Origin of the sequence: Skermanella mucosa, from assembly GCF_016765655.2 — a bacterium.
GTDB classification, from domain to species: Bacteria; Pseudomonadota; Alphaproteobacteria; order Azospirillales; family Azospirillaceae; genus Skermanella; species Skermanella mucosa.
Genome location: NZ_CP086106.1, coordinates 2,010,298 through 2,035,973, shown reverse-complemented (window position 1 = coordinate 2,035,973; position 25,676 = coordinate 2,010,298). Strand labels below are relative to the sequence as shown.

At 68.7% G+C, this 25,676-nt stretch carries 21 protein-coding genes; 4 read left to right on the top strand and 17 right to left on the bottom strand.

The genetic code is table 11. The features are described from left to right. Position 1: 1 nt before the first annotated feature. Complete coding sequence (locus JL100_RS09220) at positions 2-1,042, bottom strand: AI-2E family transporter (protein ID WP_202683389.1); 1,041 nt, start codon at positions 1,040-1,042, stop codon at positions 2-4. 162 nt (positions 1,043-1,204) lie between these two features. Here JL100_RS09220 and JL100_RS09215 point away from each other — a divergent pair, with 162 nt between their 5' ends. Further along, positions 1,205-1,381 carry a CsbD family protein gene (locus JL100_RS09215; protein ID WP_202683390.1) on the top strand — a complete coding sequence of 59 codons (177 nt, stop codon included), beginning with the start codon at positions 1,205-1,207 and terminating at the stop codon, positions 1,379-1,381. Positions 1,382-1,625: 244 nt separating this feature from the next. Here JL100_RS09215 and JL100_RS09210 read toward each other — a convergent pair whose 3' ends face one another. The 7 genes from JL100_RS09210 to JL100_RS09180 all read right to left on the bottom strand — a co-directional run bounded on the left by JL100_RS09210 (position 1,626) and on the right by JL100_RS09180 (position 9,976). Next, positions 1,626-2,906 (bottom strand): amidohydrolase family protein, encoded by a 1,281-nt coding sequence (locus JL100_RS09210; RefSeq protein ID WP_202683391.1) that lies wholly within the window; start codon positions 2,904-2,906, stop codon positions 1,626-1,628. Then, a complete protein-coding gene (locus tag JL100_RS09205; RefSeq protein WP_202683479.1) occupies positions 2,906-3,853 on the bottom strand; it encodes an ABC transporter permease in 948 nt (315 codons plus the stop codon). Before JL100_RS09205 ends, JL100_RS09210 begins: the two co-directional genes overlap by 1 nt. 25 nt (positions 3,854-3,878) lie before the next feature. Next, positions 3,879-4,931, bottom strand: coding sequence for an ABC transporter permease (locus JL100_RS09200; RefSeq protein ID WP_202683392.1), 1,053 nt, complete (start codon positions 4,929-4,931; stop codon positions 3,879-3,881). A gap of 15 nt (positions 4,932-4,946) precedes the next feature. Next, positions 4,947-6,494, bottom strand: coding sequence for an ABC transporter ATP-binding protein (locus JL100_RS09195; RefSeq protein WP_202683393.1), 1,548 nt, complete (start codon positions 6,492-6,494; stop codon positions 4,947-4,949). Between the two features lie 10 nt (positions 6,495-6,504). Next, positions 6,505-7,515 carry a BMP family protein gene (locus JL100_RS09190; RefSeq protein ID WP_202683394.1) on the bottom strand — a complete coding sequence of 337 codons (1,011 nt, stop codon included), beginning with the start codon at positions 7,513-7,515 and terminating at the stop codon, positions 6,505-6,507. A 270-nt stretch (positions 7,516-7,785) separates the two neighbouring features. Continuing rightward, a complete protein-coding gene (locus tag JL100_RS09185; protein WP_202683395.1) occupies positions 7,786-8,982 on the bottom strand; it encodes an MFS transporter in 1,197 nt (398 codons plus the stop codon). Positions 8,983-9,007: 25 nt separating this feature from the next. Then, a complete protein-coding gene (locus tag JL100_RS09180) occupies positions 9,008-9,976 on the bottom strand; it encodes a GlxA family transcriptional regulator (RefSeq protein ID WP_202683396.1) in 969 nt (322 codons plus the stop codon). 212 nt (positions 9,977-10,188) lie between these two features. Between JL100_RS09180 and JL100_RS09175 the strand changes: the two genes are divergently transcribed. Both JL100_RS09175 and JL100_RS09170 read left to right on the top strand, forming a co-directional pair. Continuing rightward, positions 10,189-10,638, top strand: a complete 450-nt coding sequence (locus JL100_RS09175) for a hypothetical protein (protein WP_202683397.1) — start codon at positions 10,189-10,191, stop codon at positions 10,636-10,638. 235 nt (positions 10,639-10,873) lie between these two features. Then, positions 10,874-13,648 (top strand): PAS domain S-box protein, encoded by a 2,775-nt coding sequence (locus JL100_RS09170; protein WP_202683398.1) that lies wholly within the window; start codon positions 10,874-10,876, stop codon positions 13,646-13,648. Positions 13,649-14,097: 449 nt separating this feature from the next. On the opposite strand, the gene JL100_RS09165 is transcribed toward JL100_RS09170, so the two are convergent. Beyond that, positions 14,098-14,676 (bottom strand): hypothetical protein, encoded by a 579-nt coding sequence (locus tag JL100_RS09165; protein WP_202683399.1) that lies wholly within the window; start codon positions 14,674-14,676, stop codon positions 14,098-14,100. 423 nt (positions 14,677-15,099) lie between these two features. Between JL100_RS09165 and katG the strand changes: the two genes are divergently transcribed. Further along, on the top strand, positions 15,100-17,301 hold the full coding sequence (katG, locus tag JL100_RS09160; RefSeq protein ID WP_202683400.1) for a catalase/peroxidase HPI: 2,202 nt from the start codon (positions 15,100-15,102) through the stop codon (positions 17,299-17,301). Between the two features lie 78 nt (positions 17,302-17,379). Here the strand turns inward: katG and JL100_RS09155 are convergent, their stop codons facing one another. The 8 genes from JL100_RS09155 to JL100_RS09120 all read right to left on the bottom strand — a co-directional run bounded on the left by JL100_RS09155 (position 17,380) and on the right by JL100_RS09120 (position 25,600). After that, positions 17,380-18,111 (bottom strand): ABC transporter ATP-binding protein, encoded by a 732-nt coding sequence (locus JL100_RS09155; protein ID WP_228421157.1) that lies wholly within the window; start codon positions 18,109-18,111, stop codon positions 17,380-17,382. Further along, positions 18,104-18,826 (bottom strand): ABC transporter ATP-binding protein, encoded by a 723-nt coding sequence (locus tag JL100_RS09150; RefSeq protein ID WP_202683401.1) that lies wholly within the window; start codon positions 18,824-18,826, stop codon positions 18,104-18,106. The genes JL100_RS09155 and JL100_RS09150 overlap by 8 nt, the downstream gene beginning before the upstream one ends. Continuing rightward, entirely contained in the window at positions 18,810-19,799 is a 990-nt protein-coding gene (locus JL100_RS09145; protein ID WP_202683402.1) for a branched-chain amino acid ABC transporter permease, read from the bottom strand. Before JL100_RS09145 ends, JL100_RS09150 begins: the two co-directional genes overlap by 17 nt. Beyond that, the gene (locus tag JL100_RS09140) at positions 19,799-20,674 is read right to left on the bottom strand and encodes a branched-chain amino acid ABC transporter permease (protein WP_202683403.1); all 876 of its coding nucleotides are present in this window, start codon (positions 20,672-20,674) and stop codon (positions 19,799-19,801) included. Before JL100_RS09140 ends, JL100_RS09145 begins: the two co-directional genes overlap by 1 nt. A gap of 28 nt (positions 20,675-20,702) precedes the next feature. Next, positions 20,703-21,902, bottom strand: a complete 1,200-nt coding sequence (locus JL100_RS09135) for an ABC transporter substrate-binding protein (RefSeq protein ID WP_202683404.1) — start codon at positions 21,900-21,902, stop codon at positions 20,703-20,705. Between the two features lie 73 nt (positions 21,903-21,975). Continuing rightward, positions 21,976-23,562: a class I adenylate-forming enzyme family protein gene (locus JL100_RS09130; RefSeq protein ID WP_202683405.1), complete on the bottom strand. Its 1,587-nt coding sequence runs from the start codon at positions 23,560-23,562 to the stop codon at positions 21,976-21,978. Position 23,563: 1 nt separating this feature from the next. Beyond that, positions 23,564-24,715 carry an acyl-CoA dehydrogenase family protein gene (locus JL100_RS09125; RefSeq protein WP_202683406.1) on the bottom strand — a complete coding sequence of 384 codons (1,152 nt, stop codon included), beginning with the start codon at positions 24,713-24,715 and terminating at the stop codon, positions 23,564-23,566. 33 nt (positions 24,716-24,748) lie between these two features. After that, positions 24,749-25,600, bottom strand: a complete 852-nt coding sequence (locus JL100_RS09120) for an IclR family transcriptional regulator (RefSeq protein WP_202683407.1) — start codon at positions 25,598-25,600, stop codon at positions 24,749-24,751. Between the last annotated feature and the right edge of the window lie 76 nt (positions 25,601-25,676).

Genomic DNA, 25,676 nt, shown 5'->3' with positions numbered 1-25,676 from the left:
CTCAGGACGCCGGCTCCCGCTTTCCCAGCGCGTCCTCCACGTACAGCTTCTTCACCGCGACATAGGCCACGACGGTCAGCGGCGTCGCGAAGATGACGCCGAGGATGCCGAACATCAGGCCGAAGGCGACCACCGCGAACAGGGCGAGCGCGGGGGGCAGCGAGACCATCCGGCGCTCCACCATGGGCATGATCAGGTTGCCTTCGATCTGCTGGATCACGACGTACAGCACCAGGGTATAGACGACCGTGGACATGTCCACGGTGGAGGCGGCCAGCAGGGCGGGGATCGCGGTCGCGAAGGCACCGATCAGCGGCACGAACTCGCCGAGGCCGGCCAGCAGGCCCAGCGCCAGGGCCGACGGCACGCCGAGCAGCCACAGGCCCAGGCTGGTCAGCGCCCCGACCATCAGCATCGAGATGAACTGGCCCTTCAGCCACTTGCCCAGCGCCTCGCCCATGGCGTCCAGGACCTCGCGCGCCCGCGCTTCCGCCGACTTCGGCATCAGGGCCACGACGCCCTCCCGGTAAAGCCCCGGCTGAGCCGCGAGGTAGACGCCGCCCGCGACCAGCAGCAGCACGTTGCCGAGCCCGCCGACTACCGTCATGATCAGGCTCCCGGCCTCGCGGACCATGCCGCCCGAGACGCTGGCGGGATCGACCCCACTGACGGCGTCGAGCGCCGCCCGTCCCCAGGAAGAACCCTCCAGCTGTTCCCGGACCCGTCCCCACGCCTCCGGGACGACCCTGGTCAGCTGCTCCACCTGGCTCGACACCTGCGCGCCGAACAGCCAGCCGCAGATCACCAGGACGGCTATGATCGCCATCAGCACCACCGCCAGCGCCCAGCCGCCCGACAGCGGGGAATGCGCCGCCAGCCAGTCGGCGGAGCGCTTCAGCAGCACGGCCAGCAGGATCGCGCCGAACACAAGCAGCAGCACCTGGACGATCTGCCACGCCATCAGGGCAAGGCCGGCGACCAGCACGGTTACCAGCAGCAGGCGGGTGAAGCGGCCCGGCGTAAGGGCGCTCTCGTTGGGCATGGTCGCGATCTCCGGATCTGGCGGGACAGGCGGCAAGTCGCCTTCCCAACGCTACCCGGTCAAGATTGTTTCCTCCCCCTGCGGGACGAATCCCGTCGACACCTGTTGTCCTGTATACGATCGCGTTTGCGGGCGCGGCACATCAAGATCAAGGAAATCAGTATGACCGACGACCGGACCGAAGGCTCGATGAAGAAGATGAAGGGCGATCTGAAGGAAGGCGCCGGCAACCTGACCGGCGACAGCAAGCTCCAGTCCGAGGGCAAGTCCGACAAGGCCGAAGGCAAGATCCAGAACGTCATCGGCGGCATCAAGGACGCGCTGACCGGCAAGAAGTGATTGGTTCGCTGAACGTCGTTCAGCTTACTGTCGCGGCGAAACGGCCCCGGCCCCTCCCAAGGGCCGGGGCCGTTTTTCGTGTAATGGCAGGGGCAATTGGCGATGACCACCGATGAGGGCGTCACGCACCCGTAGGTCGGCTAGAGCGAAGCGGCAGCCGACACCATCGCGTCGGCTTTGTCGGCTGCCGCTTCGCTCTAGCCGACCTACGGTTGAATCCCACTGAGCTGGTCTCAAATTGCCATCACCGCACGCCCGTCGCGAACCCCACCCGCTCCGGCCTGCCGTCCAGGCTCAGCAGCGCTTCCGCCGGGGCCGTCCGGCTGATCACACGGCCGCGCCGCAGCACGAACAGCCGGGTCGCCTTCAGGCGGATCGCCTCGACCGGGTCGCGGGCCTGGAGCACCACCATGTCGGCGTTGCAGCCCACTTCCAGCCCGTAGCCCTCCAGGCCCATCAGGCGCGCCGGGTTCTCGGTCACGGCGCGGAAGCAGGCGTTCATGCCGTCCACCGAGGTCATCTGCGCGACGTGGAGCCCCATGTGGGCGACTTCCAGCATGTCGCCGGAACCCAGCGAGTACCAGGGATCCATCACGCAGTCATGGCCGAAGGCGACGGTCAGGCCGGCGGCCATCAGCTCCGGCACCCGGGTCATGCCGCGGCGCCGGGGATAGGTGTCGTGGCGGCCCTGGATGGTGATGTTGATCAGCGGGTTGGAGATCACGCCCAGGCCGGCCTCGGCCATCAGCGGGATCAGCTTGCTGACATAGTAATTGTCCATCGAGTGCATGGACGTCAGGTGCGAGCCCACCACCCGGCCGCCGAGGCCGAGCCGCCGGGTCTCGTAGGCCAGGGTCTCGACATGCCGCGACAGGGGGTCGTCGGTCTCGTCGCAATGCATGTCCACCCGCAGGCCGCGCTCGGCCGCGATCTCGCACAGCATTCGGACCGACGCCGCCCCGTCCGCCATGGTGCGTTCGAAATGCGGGATGCCGCCGACCACGTCGACGCCCATGTCCAGCGCCCGCTCCAGCAGTTCCGGGGCGTTCGCGTAGCGGAGATAGCCGTCCTGCGGGAAGGCCACGAGCTGAAGGTCGATATAGGGCGCCACCCGCTGCCGGACCTCCAGCAGCGCCTCCACCGCCAGCAGGCGCGGGTCGCAGATGTCCACGTGGCTGCGGATCGCCAGCAGCCCGCGCCCGACCGCCCAGTCGCAGTATTCCAGCGCCCGCTCGACCAGCGCCTCGCGGGTCAGCAGCGGCTTCAGCTCGCCCCACAGGGCGATGCCCTCCAGCAGCGTGCCGGAGCGGTTGACCCGCGGCAGGCCGTAGCTCAGCGTCGCGTCCATGTGGAAGTGGGCATCGACGAAGGGCGGCGTCACCAGCCGTCCGGTCGCGTCGATCTCCTCCCCGGCCTGGGCGTCGAGCGCCGGCTGCACGGCGGCGATGCGACCGCCGGCCACGCCGATATCGATGCCGGTCCTGCCGTCGGGCAGGTTGGCGTTGCGGACGATCAGGTCGAACATCAGTGTCGCTCCCCTTTGCGGAACGGGATCATCAGCGCCCGCGGATAGGCCGCGCGCCGGGACATCACCACCAGGGCCAGGATGCTCAGCAGGTAAGGCAGCATCAGGAACACCTGGTACGGCAGGGCCGGCCCGACGATTTGCTGGAGCCGAAGCTGGAATGCGTCGAAGGCGGCGAACAGCACGGCGCCCAGCAGCGCCTTGCCCGGCCGCCAGGACGCGAATACCACCAGCGCGATGCAGATCCAGCCCCGGCCGTTGATCATGTTGAAGAAGAAGGCGTTGAACGCCGACAGCGTCAGGAAGGCCCCGCCGACCGCCATCAGCGCGCTTCCGCACATCACGGCGCCGACCCGCACCGCGGTCACGTCGATCCCCTGCGCCTCGGCCGCCGCCGGGTTCTCGCCGACCATGCGCACCGCCAGCCCCGCCGGGGTCCGGTAGAGCACCCAGGCGACCAGTGCCACCGCCGCCAGCGCCGCGTAGGTCAGCGGCGTCTGGGTGAACAGCGCCGGCCCGATCACCGGGATGTCGGACAGCACGGGCACGGCGAAGGGCTGGAACGGCTCGACCGTGGGCGGGGTCGAGACCTGGGGCAGCGCCATTCGATAGACGTAATAGGACAGGCTGGTGCCCAGCAGGGTCACGCCGATCCCGGTGACATGCTGCGACAGCCCGAGCGGCACCGTCAGCAGCGCGTGCAGGAGCCCGAGCAGCGCGCCCGCCAGAGCCGCGACCAGCACGCCGGTCCACAGGCCGGCGCCCTGGTAGACCGCCATCCAGCCGGCCAGCGCGCCCAGCGTCATGATCCCCTCGATGCCGAGGTTCAGCACCCCGGCCCGCTCGCACACCAGCTCGCCCAGCGTGCCCAGGATATAGGGGGTCGCGATGCGCAGCGTCGCCGCCCAGAAGGTGGCGGACAGCAGCAGGTCGGCGATCTCGCCCATCATGGCCGGTTCTCCAATCCGCGGTTCACGGCGACCGCCGGATGCGATAGCGGACCAGGAAGGACGACACCAGCACGCAGAGCAGGCTGACCGCGACCAGCACCTCCGCGATATAGTTCGGCACGGCCACGGTCCGGCTCATGGCGTCGGCGCCGACGAAGACCGCCGCCACGAACACCGAGGCCGCGACCACCCCCAGCGGGTGGAGCTGCGCCAGCATCGCGACCACGATCCCGCTGTAGCCGAAGCCGGGCGACAGGTCGAGGGTCAGATAGCCCCGGAGGCCGGCGATCTCGGCGGCGCCGGCCAGCCCGGCCAGTCCGCCCGACAGCACGGCGACCTTCAGCATCACCCGGTTGACCGGGATGCCGGCGAAGCCCGCCGCCGCCGGGTTGGCGCCCACCGCCTTGATCTCGTAGCCCCATGTCGTCCGGGTGTTCATGATCCACAGCGCGACCGCCGCGACCAAGGCCAGGACCAGCCCGGCATGCAGCCGCGACCGCTCCAGCAGGCGCGGCAGCTCCGCTTCCGGAAGGACCGGGGCGCTCTGCGGCCAGCCCATGCCCATCGGGTCCTTCAGCGGCCCTTCCAGCATCATGGAGACGAACAGCAGCACGATGAAGTTCAGCAGCAGCGTGGTCACCACCTCGTCCACGCCCAGCCTCGTCTTCAGCACCGTCGGGCCGACCAGCAGGGCCGAGCCGGCCAGCGCGCCGCCCAGCAGCGCGGCCGGCAGCAGCGCCCAGCCCGGCAGGTCCACCAACCCGCCGCCCAGGATGACGGCGACCAAAGCCCCGGCATAGAGCTGCCCCTCGGCGCCGATGTTCCACAGCTTGGCGCGGAACGCCACCGCCGCCGCCAGCCCGGTCAGCATCAGCGGCGTCGCCCGGGTCAGCGTCTCGGCCAAGGCGAATTGGCTGCCCAGCGCGCCCTGGAACAGCAGCGCGTACGCCTCCCCCACGCCGGTCCCGGTCCAGGCGATCAGCGCCGCGCACAGCGCCAGCGCCGCGACGACCGCCCCGGCCGGGGCCAGCACTCGCAAGGCCGCGGACGGATGCGCCCTCGGTTCAAAAAGCATTTTCAGGCAGCATATTCAATTCGCTTCCGACAGTTCTTCCCAATGCCCGGCCATCGCCAGCCCCAATCGGCGGATAGTAACTCCGGCGCGCGGCTGGAGGGGAGACAGCCTGCCGCGGTGGATCACGGCGACCTGGTCGGCCAGCGACAGGATCTCGTCCAGGTCCTCCGAGATCAACAGTACGCCGGCCCCGGCGGCGCGGGCGTCCAGCAGCCGTTCGTGGACATAGGCCACGGCGCCGACGTCGAGGCCCCGGGTCGGCTGGTTGGCCAGGATCAGCCCCGGGCCGTAGCTCAGCGTCCGGCCCAGGATCAGCTTCTGCATGTTGCCGCCCGACAGCAGGCGCGACACCGCGTCCGGCCCCGGGCAGCGCACGTCGTAGTCCCGGATGACGCTTTCCGCCCGCTCGCGCGCGGCCCCCCGCTTCAGGAATCCCAGGCGGGAGAATTCCGGCAGCCGGTAGCGCTCGGCGATCAGGTTCTCCCACACCGCCATGTCGCCGACCAGCCCGGTCGCGTGCCGGTCCTCCGGGATGCGCGCCACCCCGCGGCGGATCATGTCGCCCGGCGCGGCCGATCGGACTTCGTCGCCCAGCACCTGGAGCCGCCCGGCGCCGGGGACGATCAGGCCGCTGACCAGGTCGGCCAGGACGGACTGCCCGTTGCCCGAGACACCGGCGATGCCGACGATCTGGTGCCGGCGGACGGTCAGGTCGACTGCGTCCAGCGCGGGTTTGCCTCCCGCCGCCACGGTGACGCCTGACAGGACCAGCACCGGCTCCCCGGCGTCCAGGGGCTCGACGGTCGGGGCCTTCAGGGTGCGGCCGATCATCAGCTCGGCCAGCTCCCCCCGGCTGGTCTCCGCGGTGCGCCGGAGCGCCACCAGGCGCCCGCCGCGCAACACGCCGACCACGTCGCTGGCGGCCATGACCTCGTTCATCTTGTGGCTGATGAAGATGACCGCCAGGCCTTCCGCCGTCAGCAGCTTCAGGGTCGCGAACAACCGGTCGCTCTCCTGAGGGGTCAGGACGGCGGTCGGCTCGTCCAGGATCAGGATGCGGGCGTCGCGGTACAGCGCCTTCAGGATCTCGACCCGCTGGCGCTCGCCGACCGACAGCGATCCCACCCGGGCGTCGGGATCAACCGCGAGGCCGAACCGCTCCGCCAGCTCCGCCAGCCTGCGCCGGCCCCGGCCGCGGTCCGACCGGAGGCGCCAGAGCGGCTCCGTCCCCAGGATCACGTTGTCCAGGACCGACAGGTTGTCGGCCAGCGTGAAATGCTGATGGACCATGCAGATGCCGGCGGCCAGGGCCGCCTTGGGCGAGCCCGGCGGCAGCGGCCGGCCGAACGCCTCGATATGCCCCGCGTCGGCCACGTAGTGGCCGAACAGGATGTTCATCAGCGTGGTCTTGCCGGCGCCGTTCTCGCCCAGCAGGGCCATCACCTGGCCGCCGCGAAGCTCCAGCGAGACATCGTCGTTGGCGACCAGCGGCCCGAAACGCTTGGTGATGCCGGCGAGCCGGAGGACGACGTCCCGCTCGCCGGTGGAAGTGGACTGCGACACAAAGAACCGCCTACATCGACGACTTGGGCTCGCCGTCGTTCACCTTGACGGCGAAGGTCCCGGCGCGGATCTGCTGCTCGCGCTCCCTGACCTTCGCCACCGCCTCCGCCGGGACCTTGCCCTCGAAGGTGCCGAGCGGCGCCAGGCTCGACCCCATGAACTTCATGGTGCTGAACTGGCCGTAGTCCTCGCCGATGAACTTGCCCTCGCGCACCGCCGCGATGGCCCGGAAGATGGTCGGCTCCATGTGCCACAGGGCGCTGGCGACCACAGTCTCCGGGTACTGCGGCTGGGTGTCGATGACGTTGCCGATGGCGAGCTTGCCGCGCTCCTTGGCGGCGTCCGACACGCCGAAGCGCTCGGCATAAAGGATGTCGGCGCCCCGGTCGATCATCGCGAAGGCGGCTTCCTTGGCCTTGGGCGGGTCGAACCAGGAGCCGATGAAGCTGACCATGAACTTGATGTCGGGCTTGACCTCCTTGGCGCCGTCCATGAAGGCGTTCATCAGGCGGTTGACCTCGGGGATCGGGTAGCCGCCGACCATGCCGATGATGCCCGACTTGGACATGGCGCCCGCGATCATCCCGGTCAGGTAGGCCGGCTCCTGGATATAGTTGTCGAAGACCGAGAAGTTGTTCGCCACCGGCCCGAAGCTGGACCCCATCAGGAAGGCCGTCTTGGGATAGTCCTTGGCGACGGCGCGCGCCGGCCGCTCGACCGCGAAGGCCTCGCCGACGATCAGCTGCTGGCCGCCCTCGGCATATTGCCTCAGCACCCGCTCATAGTCGGTCGCGGCGACGGACTCGGCCCAGACATACTCGATCTCGCCGCGGCCCTCGGCTTCCTTCAGCGCCTTATGGATGCGGCCGACCCACTGCTGCTCGATCGGAACGGTGTAAACGCCCGCGACCTTGACCTTCGCCTGCGCCAGGGCGCCGGCGGCGCCGCTCCCCAGGGCCACCGCGCCCGCCAGGGCTCCAGCCACCGCCAGCACGGCCCGCCGCCCGATCATCCGTTCCATCGACTTCCCCATTCCGTCAGCCCCTCGCAACCGGCATCATCGCGCCGCCACCTCAAGCAACCCACATGCCACACGGGTTATCGGCGGCGGTGCGGACATTTCTTATTTGCTCCGGGAAACCCGGCATGATGATTTCCCGGGCAGCGCCTGTTTTCCAGGCGCCGGCGGCCGTAACCTAGCTTGGAAGAAGTCGGCATGCTCCCGGCCAAAAGCGGTATGACCAATAACCCGTCCAGTCCAGCCGTCCAGCATGATGGACAGGTTAGATAGCTATGGAAGCACCGTCCGCCGCTCCCGCCGGGAACCGGCGGCGTACCACAGCGTCACAGCCAGCGCCGCCGCCAGGAACGGCAGGGCGCCGTAATTGACCGCCTGCCAGCCCAGCGCGCCCAGCAGGCCGGCGGACCCGAAGGAGGCGACGGCGGCGCAGGCCGCGATGGTGGTCTCGGCGAAGCCCTGCACCCTGCCGCGTTCCTCCGGGCGATAGGACCGGGTCAGCAGGGTGGTTCCGGCGATATACATGAAGTTCCACCCTACGCCGAGCAGCACCAGCCCGGCCTGGAAGTGCAGCAGTTGCTGGTCCCAGGCGGAGACGGCGGCGCTCAGCCCCAGGATGACGGCGCCCAGGGCCGAGATTGCCGGCGCCCCCAGGCGGTCGATCAGGCGCCCGGTGAAGAAGGACGGCACGAACATGCCCAGCACGTGGGCCCGGATCGTGCCGGCCGCGTCGCCGACGGTGAGGTTGCACGCGACCATGGCCAGCGGCGTGGCGTGCATCACCAGCACCATCACGGCATGGCCGACCGCGGCGCTCGCCAGGGCCGCCAGGAACACCGGCTGCCGGGCGATTTCCGCCATCGGCCGCCCCTGCCCCGCCACCTCGGCGGCCTGCGCCCCGCGGGGCGCCATCAGGGCCAGCGGGACCAGCGTCAGGACGCTCAGCGCGGACAGGGCCAGGAACGAGCCGGCGAACAGCACCGGGGCGAACAGGTCCTTGGTCCAGAGCGCCAGCGGCGGCGCCACCAGGGCCGCGGCGATGCCGCCGGCCAGCACCAGCGAAACCGCCCGGCCGCGCCGCTCCGGCTCCACCCGGTCCACCGCCGCCAGCCGGTAGTACTGGGCCGCCGCCTGATGCGCTCCCAGGACGAGGTTGCCCAGGCAGAAGATCAGGAAGTCGGCGCGGAAGATGCCGATCGCGCAGATCACGCCCCCGGCCGCCCCGGCCAGCGCCCCGGCGGAAAAGCCCGCCCGGCGCCCGTGCCGCTGCATCAGCAGCGAGATCGGCCGGGCCAGCGCGATGTTCGACACCATCAGCAGGCCCACGGGAAAGGTCGCGAGCGCCGCGGCCGGCGCGATGATCTGGCCGATCAGCCCGGTCAGGGTGATGCTGATCATCAGGCCGGCCCAGAAAAGCGCCTGGCAGACGCAGAGAATCAGGGCGTCGCGGCCCTCACGCAGGATCCACATGCTGTTCCCCCTCGATGAATGCGTTTCAGGCCGCCGGCACCGCCGCTTCGGCCCGGAAATGGCTGCGGTAATCCTGCGGCGTCACGCCCAGCCGGCGCAGGAAGGTCCGGCGCATGGTCTCGGCCGTGCCGAAGCCCGCCGCCTCCGCGATCCGCTCCACCGGGTCGCGGGTGCGTTCAAGTCGGGCGCGGGCGGCGTCGAGGCGGGCGCCCTCGACGAATTTCTGGGGCGTCGTGCCGGTCTCCCGCTGGAAGACGCGGGCGAAGTTGCGCGGGCTCATGCCGGCGCGGTCCGCCAGCGCCTCGACCCGGAGGTCCGCCGACGGGTTCGCGACAATCCAGTCCTGCACGGCGCGGACCGGCGACCCGGCGCCGGCCTCCGCCATCACGTGGCTGCTGAATTGCGACTGCCCGCCCGGCCGCTTGAGGAACAGCACGAGCTGCCGCGCGATCTCCAGCGCCGCCCGGTGGCCGCGGTCCTCCTCGACCATGGCCAGCGCCAGGTCCATGCCGGCGGTCACCCCGGCGGAGGTGTAGATGTCGCCATCGCGGATATGCAAGGCGTCCGGCTCCAGCCGCACCCGCGGGAACGCCGCCCGGAATTCGTCGCACCGGGCCCAGTGGGTCACCGCCCGGCGTCCGTCGAGCACCCCCGCCGCGGCCAGCACGAAGGCGCCGGAGCAGACCGACCCGAGTCGCCGCACGCGCGGGCGCATCCCGCGCAGCCAGTCCAGGACGCGGGGATCCGAGGCAGGCGTTCCGACGCCCACGCCGCCCGCCACCAGAAGTGTGTCGATCCCGCCGGAGACCTCCGCGAAGCCGCGCTCCGCGACCAGTTGCATCCCCGACGAGGTGCGCAGCGGACCGGCCTCCAGCCCGATGATCTCGACCGGGTATCCGGCATGGCAGAACACCTGGAGCGGTCCGGCCACGTCGAGGATCTGGACATCGGGATAGGCCAGAACGGCCATGCGGGGGCGAAGGATCGTCGTCATGGCGGCATTATCGAGCCGCCGGGGCGCTGGCAGCAATGACAAAGAACCCACGCTTGCTGCCAGCCCCGAGGCACCACCCCGACTTTCCCCTAAGTCATCCAACGGCGTAGGGCGGAGTACCGCGCCGGCACCCCTACCGGGCGAGGTAGGGACCCAGGGATTTTTACTACAATGCCCGAAGACGCACTCGACCAATCATCAATGGGATTGAAATGAAGATCACCGGACTCCTGCTGTCCACCGCCGGCTTTCTCGGCCTCACCGCCGGCGCCGTCCTCGAGTTCAGCACCGGAAGCGGTCTCGACCGGCTGATCAATTACGGGCTCGTGTCCGCCCTGCTCGACCATCGCATGCTGATCGTCCTGGTTTCCGGCTTCGCCCTGGTCGCGGGGGCGGTGCTCTACGGCTTCGCGCTGACCCAGGAGGCGCTGGGCCGGATGACCGCGATGATCGGCGCCGCGATCGACGCCCCCGATTCCTGCCCGGCGATGCCGCTCCTGCTGAACACCCCCGCAGGACCGACGGCCGACGTCACCGCCCTGCGCCCCGCTCCCGCCGTCGCACCCGGTGGCACGATCCTGAAGATGATGCCCGAAAGCATCGTGCCGGACACCGGCCCGCGCGACGGAATCGCGCGCGAGGGCGGCATCCGGGGCGCCTGACCCGGAAGCTTCGCCGTCCCGGGTTTTCATCTCTTATGAACAGCGCCTTTATAGAAGGCGCTTCATGTTGAAAAGGAGTCCTTTAACCACTGTTATCGGATGATTGATCAGAACGCTGATTACCCAACCGACCGGTCCGACATTGCCCTCCGCGACGTATTCCCCCTCATCCGCGCCGCGGCCGGAACCGGCCGAGGACGCATCCCTCCCGCTGCCCGTCAAGGTCCTCGCCACGATGCCCGAAGTGGTGTTCGCGGCCGATGCCGACGGCAGGTGGACCTACCTGAACCCGGCGTGGTCGCGGATGACCGGCCTGCCGGTCGAGGACTGCATCGGGCGCCCGTACCTTGACTTCGTGGCACCGGAGGAACGGCAGGGCTCCCTGATCCGCTTCACCGGGCTGACCAGGGGGCGGGAGACGCGCTACCGGCACCAGGTCTGCTTCCGGACCGCCGCCGGATCGCGCTGCTGGGTGGACGTGAGCGTCACGCTGGAGCGCGACGGCGAGGGCCGGCTGACCGGCAGCTACGGCTCGATGGTGGAGATCACGGCGCGCAGGCAGGCCGACGCGGCGACGCGGGGCGAACAGGCGATCCTGGAAGCGATCGTCGCCGGCGCGCCGCTCGACTCCGTCCTCTCCCGGATCTGCCTGCTGTCCGAGGAGCTTACCCGGCAGAGCCGCTGTTCGATCCTGCTGCTCGACCGCGACGGCACCCATCTCGGCGTCGCCGCCGCCCCGAGCCTGCCGAACGACTATAATGCCGCGATCGACGGCGTCGCCATAGGCGTCGGAGCGGGATCGTGCGGCAGGGCGGCCTTCACCGGCACGCCGGTGATCGTCCCGGACATCGCGTCGGACCCGTCGTGGGAGGACTATCGCGACAGCGCCCTGCGCCACGGGCTGCGTGCCTGCTGGTCTTTCCCGATCATCGCGGACGGCGTCGTCCTGGGCACCTTCGGCACCTATTACGGCGTCGCCCGGGGACCCGACGGCGACGAGCTGGAGACGGCGGGCCGCCTCGCCAAGCTGGCCGCGATCGCGATCATCCGGAGCCGGACCGACGAGGCCCTGCGCGTCGGCGAGGAACGCTACGCCGTCGCGGTCCGCGGCGGCCATGTCGGCATCTGGGACGTCGACCTGGTCGGCGGGACCGTCCATTGGAGCCCTCTCCACAAGCAGATGCTGGGGTTGGACCCGTCCGCCGATCCGGTCGCCGACACGGGATTCGGGATCCTGGGCGAAACGCTGGAGCGGCTGATCCTCCCGGAGGACCTGGCGGCGGTCGCGGCGGCCTATGAATCCCACCTCGCCCACGGCACGCCCTATGACGTGACGTTCCGCATCCGCCGGCCCGACGGGGCGCTCCGCTGGATGCAGTCGCGCGCCGAGGCGGTGCGGGACGCCGCCGGCCGGGCGGTCCGCATCGCCGGCAGCATCCTGGACGTGACCGAGAAGATCGAAGTGGTCGAGGCGTTGCGCCGGAGCGAGCAGCGCTTCCGGGACTTCACCGAGGTGGCGTCGGACTGGCTGTGGGAGAGCAACACGGATTTCCGGGTGACCTATGTTTCCGGCCGGGCCGTCGATACGCTCGGCATCGCCCCGGCGGACATGATGGGGCGGCAGCTGCGGGAAATGGTCTCGGAGAACACCGCGACGCCGAAATGGCGGCGCTACTACGAGGACCTGGAGGCCCGCCGGCCGATCGACCGCTTCGAGTTCTCCCACCGGCCGCCGGGCGGCGAACTGCGGCATTTCCGGATCAAGTCGCGGCCGATCCTGGACGAGCACGGGGTGTTCCGGGGCTATCGCGGGACCGGGACCGACATCACCGCCGAGCGCAATTCGGCCGAGGCGCTGCGCACCCGCGAACGCGAGCTGTCGGAAGCGCAGCGGATCGCCCGGACGGGCGACTGGCTGTGGCACGTGGACGGCGGGCGGGTCGAATGGTCGGACGAGACCTACCGGATCTTCGGCGTGGACCGCCGGAGCTTCGTCCCAAACTTCGACAACGTGTTTTCCTTCGTCCACCCGGACGAGCGCGAGGCGGTGATGGGCAGGCTGACCCGCTCCGCCGCGGAGAAAAGCCGCTCGGCCATGGAATTCCGCATCAGTCGCCCCGACGGGGAGGAGCGGCATGTCTGGGCGCAGTGGCAGTTCAGCCAGGACGAGTCCGGCGAAGTCGCCCAGGTGTTCGGTGTCTGCCGGGACATCACCGAGCAGAAGAAGACGGAGGAGATGCTGCGCGCCGCCAAGGACGCGGCCGAGGCGGCGAGCCGCGCCAAGTCGGAATTCCTCGCCAGCATGAGCCACGAGCTGCGCACCCCGCTCAACGCCATCATGGGTTTCAGCGAGGTCCTGAAGGAGCAGATCCTGGGTCCCCTGAGCGAGCGCTACCGCGACTATGCCAGCGACATCCACCGCAGCGGCCAGCATCTGCTGGACCTGATCAGCGACCTGCTGAACATGGCCCGGATCGAGGCCCGCCAGATGGAGTTCCAGGAGGAGGCCGTGACCCTGTCCGAGATCGTGGACGAGGCCTTGCGGCTGACCCGCCTTTCCCCCGGCGAGACGCGCCAGACCGTGACGAAAACGCTGCCGGACCCGGCGCCGGTGCTCCGGGCGGATCGCCGCGCGCTGAAGCAGGTGCTGATCAACCTGCTCGGCAACGCCGCCAAGTTCACTTCCGAGGAAGGGTGCATCGACCTTGCCGTCCGGCGCGACCCCGCCGGCGGCGACCTGGAGATCACCATTTCCGACAGCGGCATCGGCATCCCGGAAGGCCGCCTGACGGACCTGGGCAAGCCGTTCAGCCGGGTGGAGAACGTGATGTCCCGGCGCTACCAGGGCAGCGGCATGGGCCTGTTCATCTCCAAGACCCTGGTCGAGCGCCACGACGGGACGCTTACGATCTCCAGCGCCGAGGGACGGGGAACCTCCGTCACGGTCCGGCTGCCGGCCGGCAGGGTCATGGGGCCGGACGGCGGCCCGGAGGAGCGGGCGGCGGACTGAGCCGGCGGCGCGCGGCTCGCGCACGCGCGCCGGGAAGGCTGCACAGGGCTTTCCCTCAAAGGCAGCGCCTGAGTTCGGGTTCTCCCCAGGAGCCCGCCTTCGAAGCTCCCGGCGGCAGCCTCCCCCGCCGCCGGGAGCAGGAGGAATGGTCATTGTCTGGACATTGACCAGAACACCGCCGCCATGCGGCACGTCGGCCCGGACCGTGTCATGGAACAGGAATTCAGGACTCGGAAGCGCTGTCACCGGGCTTGCAGCACAGGCAGCCCATATCTCCGAGGATTTGAGCCATCCTCGAAAGTCAGCTTTATTGACTCTGACCCCTATTTTTACGACGCCTATTTTTACGGCCTGCCCTTCCACTCGTCGCGATGCGTTGGGCCGTGGCCCAACGCTTGGAATCAGATCACTCGGAGGACGGCGACCCGGCCCAAACCGCCTTCCCCGAACTACATCCGGACCTGCAACCCATCGAGATCCTTCTGGAGATCCTCGACCTGCATCCTGCCCTGTTGCGGCAGCTTGCATGAATAGCCGAACAAGATACTTCTGTAGCCATGCTCGAAGGAGTTGCCAAAAGCGGAATATCCGATGCAATCATGCATAGATCTGGCAAGAGAGAATTTCGATAGCCTGTATTTCCGGCCGTTCGACTCCAGGGACGGAAGTTCCTGCCACCCCGTCCCTTCCTTCCTCACCCGCTCGAAGCCGCTCAAGAGCGCTTGGGTCTCCCTGTGGACTACAAGGGTATTATGTCCCGCCACTTGAAGCAAGGCGTTCATGTAACCAGTGCCGCTTTCGAAATGCCGGGCATAGTTGGTCGCAACATATTCGACCGAGTCGACATTGCCCGACCAGCAGTTTTTCTCCGTCGCCGGCTTCAGATCGCTTCGGGTACTTTGTATGCGAAAATTATCGCAATCTACCGACCCACTCTTGCCGGATGAATAGGGCTCTCCGGTAGTTGCGCATCCCGAAGCCAAGAAGATCGCGCTGACCAACAAGACGGTGCTGAGCAGGTTTCTCATAATCGATGGCCTTCGGACGCATCCGGCTTTCACTCCGGACCGGATGCAACTTCGCATGCCGGAGGGAAAATATCAAGTCGCGTGCAACTTTCGTACAACCGGACAGGCCGCGCGCGCCGTCGTCGCGACCGTCTTCCCCGACATCGCCGGACATCGCTTCCTCCAGGCTTGAATGAAGCATCGTTCGGCAGCATTTCTGGTTCATTGTACGGAGACGGCCGGAGGTCCGAGCGGGAGAACGTCGAAGCGGATATGCCTGGGGTGCCCCGCCAATGGGGATCGACGTGGTCGCCCCGGAACGGCACGCAACCGCTTCAGTCGTCCTTCCAAGCTTCCTGCGGCCGATCTCCGTCAATCAAGAATGCCGCATAACGGCATGGATCATGAAGCACGGGCTAAACGTATCACTAGGGAGGATAAAGCATGCCGGATGATGTCGCCTGCCCCTTCACGGGAGGAAGCGGGAAGCGCACCCCCACCGTGTTCCGGACGAACCGGGACTGGTGGCCCAATCAACTCAACCTGCGGATCCTGCGCCAGCACTCTTCCCTCAGCGACCCCATGGGGAAAGGGTTCGACTATTCCGAAGAGTTCAAGAAACTGGACCTGCAGGCGCTGAAGCAGGATCTCTACGCGCTGATGACGGACAGCCAGGATTGGTGGCCGGCGGATTACGGCCATTACGGCCCGCTGTTCATCCGCATGGCGTGGCACAGCGCCGGGACCTACCGCACCTATGACGGCCGGGGCGGCGCCTCGTCCGGCGGGCAGCGCTTCGCCCCGCTGAACAGCTGGCCGGACAACGGCAACCTGGACAAGGCGCGGCGGCTGCTCTGGCCGATCAAGCAGAAATACGGCAGCCGGATCTCCTGGGCCGACCTGATGATCCTCGCCGGCAACTGCGCCCTGGAATCGATGGGCTTCAAGACCTTCGGCTTCGGGGGAGGCCGCGCGGACACCTGGGAGCCGGGCGAAGACATCTTCTGGGGTCCCGAGGCCGAGTGGCTGGGCGACATGCGCTACACCGGCGACCGGGTGCTGGAAAACCGGCTGGCCGCGGTGCAGATGGGCCTGATCTACGTCAACCCGCAAGGCCCGAACGGCGAGCCCGACCCGGTCGCCTCCGGCCGTGACATCCGCGAGACCTTCTCCCGCATGGCGATGAACGACGAGGAGACGGTGGCCCTGGTCGCGGGCGGACACACCTTCGGCAAGGCCCACGGCGCCGGCGACCCCGCCCATGTCGGCCGCGAGCCCGAGGGCGCCTCGATGGAGCTGGCAGGGCTGGGCTGGCAAAGCGCCTTCGAGAGCGGCAAGGGCGTCCATACCATCACCAGCGGCATCGAGGGGCCGTGGACCCCCAACCCGACGACCTGGGACAACGGCTATTTCGACGTCCTGTTCGGCTACGAGTGGGAACTGGTGAAGAGCCCGGCCGGCGCCTGGCAGTGGGCGGCGAAGGACCTGGAGGAGAAGGACCACGCGCCGCAGGTCGACGGATCGGGCCAGCGGGTCCGGCTGATGATGACGACCGCCGACATGGCGATGCGCATGGACCCGATCTACGAGCCGATCTCCCGGCGCTTCCATGCGAACCCCGGGGAATTCGCCGACGCCTTCGCCCGCGCCTGGTTCAAGCTGACCCACCGGGACATGGGACCCCGCGTGCGCTACCTTGGTCCGGAGGTTCCGGCCGAGGACCTGATCTGGCAGGACCCGGTGCCGGCCGTCGATCATCCCCTGGTCGATGCGCAGGACATCGCCGGGCTGAAGGCGAAGATCCTCGCGTCCGGCCTTTCGCCCGCGGAACTGATCCGGACCGCCTGGGCATCGGCCAACACCTTCCGCGGTTCGGACCGGCGCGGCGGGGCCAACGGGGCGCGCATCCGCCTCAGCCCGCAGAAGGACTGGGAAGCCAACCAGCCGGCAGAGCTCGCCAGGGTGCTGGGCGTGCTGGAGGGCATCAAGGCGGAGTTTGACGGGGCGGCAGCGGGCGGCAAGAAGGTCTCGCTCGCCGACCTGATCGTCCTCGGCGGCTCGGCCGCGGTCGAGCAGGCCGCCAGGCAAGCCGGAAGCGCGGTCGAGGTTCCGTTCACCCCCGGCCGGACCGACGCCACGCAGGAGCAGACGGACGTCCATTCCTTCTCGGTGATGGAACCGGTCGCCGACGGCTTCCGGAACTACCTCAAGCACGAGGTTCCGGTCTCGCCGGAGGAGATGATGGTGGACAAGGCGCAGCTGATGACGCTCACCGCGCCGGAGATGACGGTGCTTATCGGCGGCCTGCGCGTCCTGGGTGCCAACCATGGCGATGCGAAGCACGGCGTCTTCACGTCGCGTCCCGGCGCGCTGACCACCGATTTCTTCGTCAACCTGCTCGACATGGGCACGGTGTGGAAGCCCGTCTCCGAGGACGAGATGCTGTTCGAAGGGCGGGACCGCGCCACGGGCGAGATGAAGTGGACGGCCACCCGAGTCGATCTCGCCTTCGGCGCGAACTCCGAGTTGCGCGCCATCGCCGAAGTCTATGGTGCCGGCGACGCGCAGGAGCGTTTCGTCAACGACTTCGTCGCGGCGTGGACCAAGGTGATGGAGCTGGACCGCTTCGATCTCGGCAAGTCCTGACGGCCCACTACAGTTCCGGAAGGGCGGCCCCTTGCAAGAGGGGCCGCCCGGCACGGCTTCCCATGGCCGGAACACCGGTCAGGCGGGCGCGGCTTCGGCGGCGAAATAGAGGTCGTGCAGGCGGTCGAGGTTCACGGCGGAGGCCGGCTCCGACAGGACGACGCGGCCGCTCTGCATCAGGTGGACATGGTCGGCCACGGCCAGGGCGCGGTGGGTGTTCTGCTCCACCAGGACGATGGTCCGGCCTTCCTGCTTGAGGCGGGCGATGATCCTGAAGATCTCGTCCACGATGACCGGGGCGAGGCCCAGCGAGGGCTCGTCGATCAGGACGACCTTGGGTTCCTCCATCAGGCCGCGGCCCATGGCGACCATCTGCGCCTCGCCGCCCGACAGCGAGCCGGCGGGCTGGCCGCGGCGCTCGGCCAGGCGGGGAAACAGGTCGAACACCATCGCCAGGTTCTGCTTGGCGCGGGCGCGGCACGGGCGGGGGAAGGCACCCATCAGCAGGTTGTCCTCCACCGTCATGTCGCGGAAGACCATCCGGCCCTCCGGGATCATGACGACGCCGTCATGCACGATGTCCCAGGTGGGCCGGCCGGCGGTGGATTTGCCCTGGAGGCGGATGTCGCCCTTGGTCGGCTTCACCAGGCCCATGACGGCGCGCAGCAGCGTCGTCTTGCCGGCGCCGTTGGGGCCGACGATGACGGTGGTCCGGCCCTCGGGAACGGTCAGGGACAGGTCCCACAGGATGTTGATGGCGCCGTAGCCGGCGCGGAGGTTCTCGACTTCCAGCATATTGGCTTCAGGCATGGTCGGCTCCGGTTCCGGTGTAGCTGCGGCGGACTTCCGGGTCGCTGAACACGGCGTCCGGCGTGCCGTCGGCGATGACCTTGCCGAAGTTCAGCACGACGCAGCGCTGGCACAGGCGGGAGATCGTCTCGATGTCGTGCTCGATCACGATCATGGCGAGGCGCCACTCCCGGTGCAGGCGGGCCAGCATCCCCATGAAGGCGCGCTTGCCGCTGGTCTCCAGCCCGGCCAGGACCTCGTCCAACATCAGCAGCTTAGGCTCGGTGGCGAGCGCCTTGCCGACCTCCAGCGCCTTCTGCTCGCTCAGCGCCAAGTCGGTGGCGGCGTGGGCGTCGGCCTTGTGGCTCAGGTTCAGGAAGTCCAGGATCTCCGCGATGCGCGCCGGGTCGGACTTGCCGGCGCCGAAGCGCTGGGCGACCACCAGGTTCTCGCGCACCGTCAACTCGTGCAGCGGCTGCGGGATCTGGAAGGTGCGGCCGATGCCGGCGCGGGCGCGCTCGTGGATCCTGCCCTTGACCAGGTCGGTGTCGCCGAAGCGGGCCGTCCCCCCGGTCGGGCGGACCAGGCCGGAGATCACGTTGAACAGGGTGGTCTTGCCGGCGCCGTTGGGGCCGACCAGGCCGACGACGCTGTCGTCCTCGACCTGGAGATTGACCCCGGTCAGGGCGGTGATGCCGCCGAAGCGGACGGTGATGTCCTCAAGCCGCAGCAGCATGGCGCTTCTCCGTGGTCGGGGTGGTGGTGGCCTCACGCCGGGAGCGGGCGAAGGGGCGCGTCAGGAGCGGCAGCAGGCCGGACGGGCTGAACAGGATCATGGCGCCCAGCAGCACGCCGAACATGATCTGGTGGCCCTGGGGCATCAGGTTCTTGAACAGCAGCTGGTCCAGCAGATAGATCACCAGGGCTCCCAGGATCGGGCCGGACAGGGTGCGGTAGCCGCCGAAGATCGCCGCCACCACGGGAATGACCGACCAGGTGCCGGCGAAGGCGTAGTCGGGTTCCAGGAAGCCGATGACATGGGCGTTGAAGGCGCCGACCACGCCGGCCATGAAGGCGGAGACCACCAGCATCGCCGCCTTCAGCAGGGTGCTGGGAACACCGATCACGCGGGTCGCGTCCTCGCTGTCGTGCATCGCCTTCAGCGCCAGGCCCCAGTAACTGTCGCGGATCAGCTTGTAGGCCAGCACGCCCAGGACCAGCAGCGTCAGGATCACCAGATAGGCGCCGGTCTTGCCGGAGAAGTCGAAGCCGAAGACGGTGGGCAGCGGCGGGATGCTGAGGATGCCCCCCGCCCCGCCGGTCAGCCAGGTCATCTCGTTCGCCAGGATCCGGAAGATCTGGGCATAGGCCAGGATCGCCAGCGCGAAGTAAGGGCCGCGCAGCCGCAGCGCCGGCATGGTCACGACGGAGATCAGGGCGGCGCCGATGCCGCCCGCCAGCATCGCCAGGAAGACCGGCAACCCCATGTCCTTGGCGAGGATGGCCGAGGTATAGGCGCCGACGCCGAAGAAGGCGGCGTGCCCGAAGCTGACCATGCCGCCCAGGTTGCCGAGCAGCGCCCAGGACAGGGCGATGCCGGCCAGGGTCAATGCCGCCACCACAAGGCTCATGATATAGTCGTTGCCGCCCAGGGCGAACGGGACGACCGCGTAGCAGGCCGCGATGACGACGTAAGGAAGTGCGCGCATCAGCCGACCCTCCCGCGGGAACCGAACAGGCCCGAGGGCCGGATGAACAGGACGAGCAGGAACAGCACCATGCCGGTCAGTTCCTGCAGGGCGGAGCTGGCGAGGGTGATGGTCAGGTACTCCGCGACGCCGATCAGCATGGCGCCGAGCAGCACGCCGGGGATCGAGCCCAGGCCGGCAAGCACGGTGATGACGAAGGCCTTGATGGTCAGGTGGTGGCCCAGGTCGGGATGGATCACCGTGACGGTGTAGATCGCGATTCCGGCGATGCCCGCCAGCAGGCCGGCGATCACGAAGGAGATCACCTCGGTCGTGCGCGGGTTGACGCCCATCAGCATGGCGGCGTTGCGGTTGGACGCGACGGCGCGGAGGGAGCGGCCGTACCAGCTCCGGTTCAGCCACCACCACAGGGCGGCGGTCAGGGCCACGCCCGACAGGAAGAACAGCACCTGCGCGCTGGTGCTGTAGAGCGTGCCCGCGATCACTACGGGCTCGTTGAACCAGGGCACGTTGGTCGAGCGGATGTCGGCCGACCAGACCATCAGGACGAAGTTGGTCAGCACGATGCCGATGCCGAAGGTCAGGATCAGCGAGTTCAGCTCCCGATCCTGGCGGATGCGGCTGACCAGCCCGTAAACCGCGACCGAGGTGAGCACGACCACCAGGACCGCGAAGGGGATCGCGATGACCGGGTTCATGCCGTAGACGCTCTCGGCGGTATAGGCGATATAGGCGGCCAGCAGCACCATCTCGCCGTGGGCGAGGTTGATCACCTTCATGGTGCCGAAGATCAGGGTGAGGCCGAGGGCGATCAGGGCGTAATAGCCCCCGGCAAGCAATCCCGCGTAGAGGGATTGCAGGACGAGTTCGAACATGGATTTCCGCTCGCGTGTTTGGGGCTGCTTACTCGGAGGCGACCCGGGGCGTGGTCCAGGGCGTCGCGGGGAACTTCACCGGGCCGGTCGCGGCCTTCTCCGGCCAGACCAGGACGACCTGCTTGCCCTGGTGCTGGCCCATGCGGTGGGTGAATTCCGGGTTGTCTCCCGTCTCGTCGAAGCGGACCGGGCCGATCAGCGTGTCGTTCAGGGACTTCCGCAGTTCGGCCGCGACGGCGCCGGGCTGGTCCAGGGCGCCGGCCTCCTCCGCCCGCAGCATGGCGTCGAGCAGCAGCCGGGTCTGGACATAGCCGAAGACGCCGAGATAGTCGGGCGACTTCTTGTAGAGGTCCCTGTAGACCTTGGCGAACTCCTGCGCCTCCGGGTCGGTGAAGGCGACCGGATACGGCAGGGTCGAGGTGCCGACGACGTTCTGCATCAGCTCGGGGAAGTCGTTTGCCATCTTGCCCGTGGCGAGCGACCACACGCCGGCGATCAGCTTGATCCCGGGCTGCATGACGCGGGCGGCGCGCAGGATGCCGACATAGTCGTTCTCGTACCCGACCATCACGATCGCGTCCGGCTTGTCCAGGACCTTGACCTTGTGCAGGATCGGCTTGAAATCGCTGATCGCGGGGTCGAAGGCGTGGAAGCTGACCTTGGTGCCGTTGGCGACCAGCCCCTCCTCGACCTGATGGGCGACCTCCTGGGTCGCGTCCTTGGTGGAATGCAGGATCGCGACCGACTTGATGTCGAGGTCGTTGAGCATGCCCACCAGGGCGCGGGAATAGCCCTCGCCGTTGTTGATCCGGAAGAAGTTGGTCAGTCCGCGCTTGACCAGTTCGGACGCGACGCCGCCCGAGGTCATGTAGACCTTGCCGGCGCGTTCGGCGGTCTCGGACGCGGGGCCGATGATGTTGGAGCCGTAGCCGCCGGAGAAGGCCTGGACCTGGGGGGCCATCTGCTCGATCGCGGCGACCGCCTTGGCCGGGTTGGACTCGTCGTCCACGGTGATCAGGCTGGCGGTGTGCCTGCCCTGGTGGACGCGGTTGAACATCTCGACCGCGACGTTGACGCCCTCGTTGGTCGCCATGCCGACGCGGGCCAGCGCGCCGCTCATGGCGATCTGGGAGCCGAGCCTGAACTCGGCGGCGGACAGGTCGGCGGCTGGGAGCAGCAGCGCGAGAGCCGCCGCGGCGCAGGCGAGATGCCGGGCTGGATGGTTCATGGGGTCTCCTCCGGTATGTTCTTTTCGGCCAGTTTTGCCTGGACTTTGTCGTGGCCGGCGCGCCGGCGCCGGGTTACCCGCTTCCGGCCTGCGCCAACTCCGCGAGGCGGCTCTTCATCACCTTGCCGGTAGCACTGGCCGGCAGGGTTTCGAGCAGCACGACCTCGGACGGGCGCTTGTACGGGGCCAGGCGCTCCGCCGCGAAGGCGGATATGGCTTCCGGGGTCACCTTCGCGCCGGGCTGGAGCTGGACGAAGGCGACCACCTCCTCGTTGCCGGCGACGCTGCGGCCGACCACGGCGGACTGGGTGACCAGCGGGTGCGCGTTCAGCACGGCCTCGACCTCCGGCGGGTAGACGTTAAAGCCGGAGCGGATGATCAGCTCCTTCGAACGGCCTACCATGTGGAGGTTGCCGTCCTCGAACCGGGCGAGGTCGCGGGTGTTGAACCAGCCGTCCGGGGTCAGCACCTCGGCGGTCTCGTCGGGGGCTTGGTAATAGCCCTTCATCACGGTCGGGCCGCGGACCCACAGCTCGCCGATGCCGCCGGGCTGGACGGGGGAACCGTCGGTGCCGACCAGCTTCGCCTCGATCCCGGTCAGGATCGGGCCGACCGAGCAATCCGCGCACGGCTTTTCGATCAGGGTCTGGGCGATGGTCGGCGCGCACTCGGTCAGGCCGTAGCCGTTGTTGAGCGGCAGACCGAACACCGCTTCCACCTCGGCCTTGATCGCGGGGTCCAGCGGCGAGCCGCCGGCGGACAGGAAGCGCAGCGCCGGATGGGGCACGGTCTCCTGGCCGGTGATCCGCAGATGCTCGATCAGCCGGGCGAACATGGCCGGGACGCCCTGCAAGACCGTGAGCCGGTCCTTCTCCAGGGAGTCCACCACGGCGGCGGGATCGAACCGGGGGTTCAGGAACAGCGTGGCACCGTGGAACAGGGTGCCCAGGAAGACCGAGGCGAAGCCGAACACGTGGGTGATGGGGAGCACGCCGTAGACGCGGTCGTCCCAGTCCAGCCTGCGCATCCCGCCGGAGATGGCGGCGATGTACAGCACGTTCCGATGGGTCAGCATGACGCCCTTGGGGTGCCCGGTCGTGCCCGAGGTGTAGATCAGCACGGCGACCTGGTCGGCACCGTCGGCGTGGACTGGTTCGGGCAGCGGTTCGGCGATCGGCGGGCCGACCGCGACGGCGCCGGTCAGTCCGGCGATCTCGACCGGCTTGGCGCCGTGGCGTTCCGCATGGGCCGCCGCCGGGCCGGAGGCGCCGACCGTGTAGAACACCCGGCGGGCGCCGCTATGGTCGCGGATCTGGTCGATCTCCCGGGCGGACAGGCGGGAATTGACGATCACGCCCCAGGCGTCCATCTCGGCGGCGGCCAGCAGGAGCACGGCCTGAGCCAGGCTGTTCTCGCTGACGATCATGACCCGGTCGCCGGGCTGCACGCCGAGTTCGGCGAGCGTCGCACGGGTCGAGGCGATGTGGGCCGCGAGCTGGCCGTAGGTCCAGATCGTGCCGCCCTCCACCAGGGCCGGATGGTCGGGCGCCGTCTCGGCCCAGGGGCGGATGATGTGGCTGATCCGCCGGGGTATCCGGGACAGCGCCTGGGCGGCACGCTCCGGCGTCCACTCCTTCTCGGCAGGCTCGGCGGGACGCATGTCAGCTCGCCTCCCGGACCATGTTGCGGGCGATGACGATCTGCTGGATCTGGCTGGTGCCCTCGTACAGGCGGAACAGGCGGACGTCGCGGTAGAAGCGCTCCACGCCATAGTCGGCGATGTAGCCGGCGCCGCCATGGATCTGCACCGCGCGGTCGGCGACCCGGCCGACCATCTCGCTGGCGAACAGCTTGCAGCACGACGCCTCGGTGCTCACCACCTCGCCGGCATCCTTGCGGCGGGCCGCGTCGAGGACCATGCAGCGGGCGGCATAGGATTCCGCCTTGCTGTCGGCCAGCATCGCCTGGATCAGCTGGAAGTCGGAGATCGGCTTGCCGAACTGCTGGCGCTCCATGGCGTAGCGCAGGCTGTCGCGGATCAGCCGCTCGGAAACGCCGACGCAGACGGCGGCGATGTGCAGGCGACCGCGGTCGAGCACCTTCATGGCGGTCTTGAAGCCCTGCCCCTCGCGGCCGCCGATGATGGCGGAGGCCGGCACGCGGCAATCCTCGAAGATCACGTCGGCGGTGTGGCTGCCCTTCTGGCCCATCTTCCTGTCGTGCGGGCCGATATGGAGGCCCTGGGTCCCCGCCTCGACCAGGAAGGCGGTGATGCCCCCTGCCCCCTTGTCCTGCGGGTCGGTGCGGGCCATCACGGTGAACAGGCCGGCTTCCGGCGCGTTGGTGATGTAGCGCTTGGTGCCGTTGAGCAGGTAGTCGTCGCCGTCGCGCCGCGCCGAGGTGCGCAGACTGGCGGCGTCGGAGCCGGAGCCCGGCTCGGTCAGGGCGAAGGAGCCGATGATCTCGCCCGACGCCAGGCGCGGCAGGTACTTGCGCTTCTGCTCGTCGGTGCCGTCGATCACGATACCCTGGGAGCCGATGCCGTTGTTGGTGCCGATCAGCGAGCGGAAGGCCGGCGAGGTCTGGCCCAGCTCGAAGGCGACCTGGACCTCCTCGGTCATGTTGAGGCCGAGGCCGCCGTATTCCTCCGGGACGGAGAGGCCGAACAGGCCCAGCTCGCGCATTTCGGTGACGATGTCGGCCGGGATCGAGTCCTCCTCGGCGATGCGCTCCTCGTTCGGGACGAGGCGTTCGCGCACGAAGCGGCCGACGGTGTCGATCAACTGGCTGAGGGTATCCTGGTCCAGTGCCATTCTGAGCTGTTTCCCTTGAAGAATTTTCTTGGTTCAGCGGCGCAGCAGGGCCGCTTCGACGTTCCGGACGAGATTGACCAGGCGGGGGCCGAGATCGTCGGTCAGGCGCCGCCGGTCGAACAGGAAGGCCGGGCCGCCGCAGTTGAAGGCGAGGATCGGCGAGCCGTCGGGCGGGATCAGCGGCACGCCCACGGCATGCACGTCGGACTGCCAATCCCCGGCGGAGATCACGAAGCCCCGGGTGCGGTAGTCCTCCACCGCCTGCTCGATCCCGGCTTCCATGCGCGGCCAGTTCCCGGGATCGCGCTTCGCCGCGCGGTCCATCAGGTAGCGGCGCTCGCTGTCCGGCAGGGCCGCCAGCAGGGCGCGGCCCATGGCGGTGGTCTCCACCGGGATGCGGGAGCCGAGGTCGAGCCGCAGCGTCACCGTCGCGTCGGACCGGCAATGCTCCACATAGACCATGCTGAGGCGGTCGCGGCTGCCGAGCGAGACGGACGCCCCGGCATGGTCCGCAAGTTCCTGCATGAACGGCCGGGCGATCTGGCGGACGCCCACGTTGGCCAGCGCCGCGTAGCCCAGCGACAGGACGGCGGTGCCGAGCTGGTACTTGCCGAGCCGTTCCGAGTAGGACAGATAGCCCAGGCGCGTCAGCGTGTGGGTCAGCCGGGAGACGGTCGGCTTCGGCAATCCGGTAATGGCCGCGATATGCTGGTTGCCCAGTACGCTGTCCTTTTGTGTAAATGCTCGAAGAACCTCAAGACCCCGTGCAAGGGCGACCACGAACTGACGATCCTTTATTTCGTCCGATGCCAGCTGATCGGCGGCTTCGACATCGGCGACGGGCGCCGATACCGGGCTTTCCAGGTCCTCCACATCGCCGGCCATGAATTTCATCTCCCTTGCACGCTTTACACGGACCATACGCTCGTATTATGGTCAGGTCAAGAATGCAAAATTGAGT

Excerpts from the sequence above, each read along its gene's own strand:
- JL100_RS09180 (WP_202683396.1), bottom strand. The coding sequence starts at position 9,976 with ATGACGACGATCCTTCGCCCCCGCATGGCCGTTCTGGCCTATCCCGAT.
- JL100_RS09120 (WP_202683407.1), bottom strand. The coding sequence starts at position 25,600 with ATGGCCGGCGATGTGGAGGACCTGGAAAGCCCGGTATCGGCGCCCGTC.
- JL100_RS09125 (WP_202683406.1), bottom strand. The coding sequence starts at position 24,715 with ATGGCACTGGACCAGGATACCCTCAGCCAGTTGATCGACACCGTCGGC.
- JL100_RS09205 (WP_202683479.1), bottom strand. The coding sequence starts at position 3,853 with ATGGGCGAGATCGCCGACCTGCTGCTGTCCGCCACCTTCTGGGCGGCG.
- JL100_RS09185 (WP_202683395.1), bottom strand. The coding sequence starts at position 8,982 with ATGTGGATCCTGCGTGAGGGCCGCGACGCCCTGATTCTCTGCGTCTGC.
- JL100_RS09175 (WP_202683397.1), top strand. The coding sequence starts at position 10,189 with ATGAAGATCACCGGACTCCTGCTGTCCACCGCCGGCTTTCTCGGCCTC.
- JL100_RS09215 (WP_202683390.1), top strand. The coding sequence starts at position 1,205 with ATGACCGACGACCGGACCGAAGGCTCGATGAAGAAGATGAAGGGCGAT.
- JL100_RS09140 (WP_202683403.1), bottom strand. The coding sequence starts at position 20,674 with ATGTTCGAACTCGTCCTGCAATCCCTCTACGCGGGATTGCTTGCCGGG.
- JL100_RS09210 (WP_202683391.1), bottom strand. The coding sequence starts at position 2,906 with ATGTTCGACCTGATCGTCCGCAACGCCAACCTGCCCGACGGCAGGACC.
- JL100_RS09135 (WP_202683404.1), bottom strand. The coding sequence starts at position 21,902 with ATGAACCATCCAGCCCGGCATCTCGCCTGCGCCGCGGCGGCTCTCGCG.
- JL100_RS09150 (WP_202683401.1), bottom strand. The coding sequence starts at position 18,826 with ATGCTGCTGCGGCTTGAGGACATCACCGTCCGCTTCGGCGGCATCACC.
- JL100_RS09190 (WP_202683394.1), bottom strand. The coding sequence starts at position 7,515 with ATGGAACGGATGATCGGGCGGCGGGCCGTGCTGGCGGTGGCTGGAGCC.
- katG (WP_202683400.1), top strand. The coding sequence starts at position 15,100 with ATGCCGGATGATGTCGCCTGCCCCTTCACGGGAGGAAGCGGGAAGCGC.
- JL100_RS09170 (WP_202683398.1), top strand. The coding sequence starts at position 10,874 with ATGCCCGAAGTGGTGTTCGCGGCCGATGCCGACGGCAGGTGGACCTAC.
- JL100_RS09200 (WP_202683392.1), bottom strand. The coding sequence starts at position 4,931 with ATGCTTTTTGAACCGAGGGCGCATCCGTCCGCGGCCTTGCGAGTGCTG.
- JL100_RS09220 (WP_202683389.1), bottom strand. The coding sequence starts at position 1,042 with ATGCCCAACGAGAGCGCCCTTACGCCGGGCCGCTTCACCCGCCTGCTG.
- JL100_RS09130 (WP_202683405.1), bottom strand. The coding sequence starts at position 23,562 with ATGCGTCCCGCCGAGCCTGCCGAGAAGGAGTGGACGCCGGAGCGTGCC.
- JL100_RS09145 (WP_202683402.1), bottom strand. The coding sequence starts at position 19,799 with ATGCGCGCACTTCCTTACGTCGTCATCGCGGCCTGCTACGCGGTCGTC.
- JL100_RS09155 (WP_228421157.1), bottom strand. The coding sequence starts at position 18,111 with ATGCCTGAAGCCAATATGCTGGAAGTCGAGAACCTCCGCGCCGGCTAC.
- JL100_RS09165 (WP_202683399.1), bottom strand. The coding sequence starts at position 14,676 with ATGAGAAACCTGCTCAGCACCGTCTTGTTGGTCAGCGCGATCTTCTTG.